Below are 2,956 nucleotides of genomic sequence, written 5' to 3' on the forward strand. Positions count from 1 at the left end.
CGACTAGGACAGCTCCTCGCTGGCGGCGAGGAACTCACGCTCCAGAAGGTTCAGCTCCGAGCGGTGCGGGCGCGCCTCGGCCAGCCCGGAGCCCCGATAGAGCCCTCCGGCGTCCCGCCCCGACTGCTGCCAGACTCGGGCCGCGGCGGTGAGCCGCTGCCGTACGACCAGGCGTCGGCGGTCCTCGCTCAGCCAGGCCCGCAGCCTGGGCCACGCCACGATGAGCGCCTCATGGGCGATCTCCACCCGATCCTCGTCCACGACCACCAGGCGCGCCGCCACCAGCTCGTCGACCACATCCGCGACCGCCGCGGCCGGGCCCATCCCGTCGAGTTCGGTTCGCGGGACCCGCCGCCGACTGTCCCGCACCCCGTCCTCGTCCAGGCTGATCAACCGCTGCATGAGCCGGCGCACCAGGTCCTGCTCGGCGGGTTCGAGCTCGGCGTAGACGTGCTCGGCGGTCTGGGCGATCGCACCGTGCATGCCGCCCCCTGCCTGGTACGCCGCGAGGGTCAGGGTGCGGCCGGCCCGGTTGCGCCAGGTCTCCCGCAGCGCGTGGGACACCAACGGGAGTGCGGCGGCAGCGCCGGAGGCCTCCGCCACCACGGTGGCCAGCAGATCGGCGTCGACCGAGCAGCCCTCAAGATCCGCCGGCCGGACGATCAGTTCTCGCAGTTCCGCGGCCGACGGCGGACCGACCAGCAGCTGCGCCTCGCTCATAAGCGCCGGCGCCAGCTCGCTCAGCCCGGTCATCTGGACGAAGAAGTCCGCACGGACACTGAGCACGACCTTCGTTCCGGCATGGGACGCCGCTAACAGCCCGGCGACGAATTCCTCCCGTACCGTGGGATCGGAACACACGGTGAACAATTCCTCGAACTGATCGACCACCAGCAGCTCCTGACCGGCGGGCCGTTCGTGCTCGGCGAGCGCGGCCGCCAGCTGTTTCACCGGCTGGTCGGTCGGCGTCATCATGACCGGCTGCCACCGAGCGGTCGTATCCCGCCGGATCCGGCCCAGTAGGCCCGCCGCCAGCAGCGAAGTCTTACCCGATCCCGACGCGCCGAACACGACGACCACGGGGAAGCGTTCCACGCGCTCCCACAACAGCCCGCACAGCCGGTCGCGGCCGAAGAACCGGTCGTGATCCGAGGAGGTGAACGCCGGCAGGCCCCGGTAGGGGTTGGCCCCGACCGGCATCAGTGCCGCGACGGGGACCGGAGAGGGCATGAGGCCCTCATCGCCGCGGAGCATCGCCTGGTGCAGGCGCTGCAGACCCGGGCCGGGCTCGACGCCCAGTTCGGTCCCGTACAGCGCATGGGTCCGCCGGTAGAGCTCGAACGCCTCGGCCTGCCTGCCCGAGCGATACAGGGCCGTCATGAGCTGGCCGCGGAGCGACTCCCGAAAGGGATGCCGGGGCAGCAGCTCCGTCAGCTCCACGACCACCTCGGCATGCCTGCCGAGGGCCAGACCGCAATCGGCCCACCGCTCATGCACGGCAAGACGCAGCTCCTCCAGCCGGGCCGCCCGGGTCGCGACGGCTTCGGTATCCAGGAACTCCGCGAACGCAGCCCCGTTCCAGCACCGCAGCGCCTCACCGTGCAACTCCTGCGCGCCGGCTGTCTCACCCTGTCGCAGGGCCTCCTCCGCCTGGAGGGCAAGCCGTTCGAACCGCGTGGCGTCCAGCGCATCACCCGCCACCACGCGATAGCCGTCGCCCTGCCGTTCGATGCGCTCCGGGCCCAGGGCCTTGCGCAGTAGATGGACGTACAGCTGCAGGTTCTTACGCGCCGAGCGCGGCGGTCGCTCGCCCCACAGTGCGGTCATCAGGAGCTCCGAAGGTACGGGCCGGTCCGGCCTGCTCAGCAGGACCGCGAGCAGCAGACGCACCTTGGGCGATCCGATGTCGACCGGCAAGCCCCCGCGACGGACTGCCAGATCCCCCAGAATCCCCAACTCCACTCGGCCGCCCCCCAAGGCTGCACGGATCAACGCTGGCGGCCCGAAGGTACACCAGCCCTCCGACGCAGACCCGCGCCGGACCGCCCGACCCACGCATGACGCCGTACTGACGTGGATCAGCGGACTGCCGCCTGGTGCGGCCTCCCGGGCCGGCACCCCCTGGCCGCATGCCCCGAAGATCCGCGATGCGCAGCCGGCCGAAGCCATGCCCGATCATCTGCCGCACGCATCCCCATCAGGACTTATACGGGTCCTATACCGCGTCTCACAACGATCGCTTCCGTACCGGGCCCACCGGCTCCTGGGCTCCTCGGATGAAGGAAGGAACGAGTGCGCCCAACCAGAACGACGCCGACCAGTCCGACAGGCACCCCCCGCCAGGGAGATGACGTCGGAGTCGTAGAGAACGCGAAAGGACACAGCGTGAAGCTCGGGTTCAGCTCGGGAAGCGATCAGAACACCCATCAGCGGATCACTGGGAAGGCAGGACAGCACATGCGTACAAGGCTCGCGGCAGTCGCAGGAGTGGCCGCCATGACCGCCACGCTCGGACTGGTCGGCGCGTCCCCCTCGGCCGCCGGCCCCAACTGCGCCTCCGGCTACCACTGCGTCTTCTACACCGACATCAACTCCGCACGGCAGTCCTTCTTCAGCTCCGATCCGGACTTCTCCAACGACACCTTCGACGAATACAACGTGAGCGGGGTCGGTCACAACAGCCCGGTCAACAACAACGTCTACTCGGCCAGCAATTCAAGCACCGGGAACAACGAGAGCCACTACTGGGACAACACCAACCAGACGGGCTTCCTGTTCTGCCTGAACCCCGGTCACTACGTCAACTCCGCCTCCACCGTCGACCAGGCGGGCACGCAGAACGGCGATCCGCTGCCCTCCGGCCTCCGGGACCGGGCCAGTCGGCTGACGCTCCCTGGCCGGACGTCGACCGACTGCTTCTGACCTCGGTGAACGTGCGGGCCCGGCGCAAACCGGG

2 protein-coding genes are annotated in these 2,956 nt (G+C 69.7%); one reads left to right on the top strand and one right to left on the bottom strand.

The features are described from left to right. Positions 1-3: 3 nt before the first annotated feature. The gene (locus tag ABT085_RS45335) at positions 4-1,917 is read right to left on the bottom strand and encodes an AfsR/SARP family transcriptional regulator (protein WP_351622817.1); all 1,914 of its coding nucleotides are present in this window, start codon (positions 1,915-1,917) and stop codon (positions 4-6) included. 579 nt (positions 1,918-2,496) lie between these two features. On the opposite strand from ABT085_RS45335, the gene ABT085_RS45340 reads away from it, so the two are divergent. Then, positions 2,497-2,922 (top strand): hypothetical protein, encoded by a 426-nt coding sequence (locus ABT085_RS45340; protein WP_351622820.1) that lies wholly within the window; start codon positions 2,497-2,499, stop codon positions 2,920-2,922. Positions 2,923-2,956: the final 34 nt, after the last annotated feature.

Source organism: Streptomyces sp. NPDC002265, assembly GCF_040296125.1.
Classification (GTDB): Bacteria; Actinomycetota; Actinomycetes; order Streptomycetales; family Streptomycetaceae; genus Streptomyces.

What these genes read in the sequence shown, in the direction of transcription:
- ABT085_RS45340 (WP_351622820.1), top strand. Translation starts at nt 2,497, where the DNA reads ATGACCGCCACGCTCGGACTGGTCGGCGCGTCCCCCTCGGCCGCCGGC.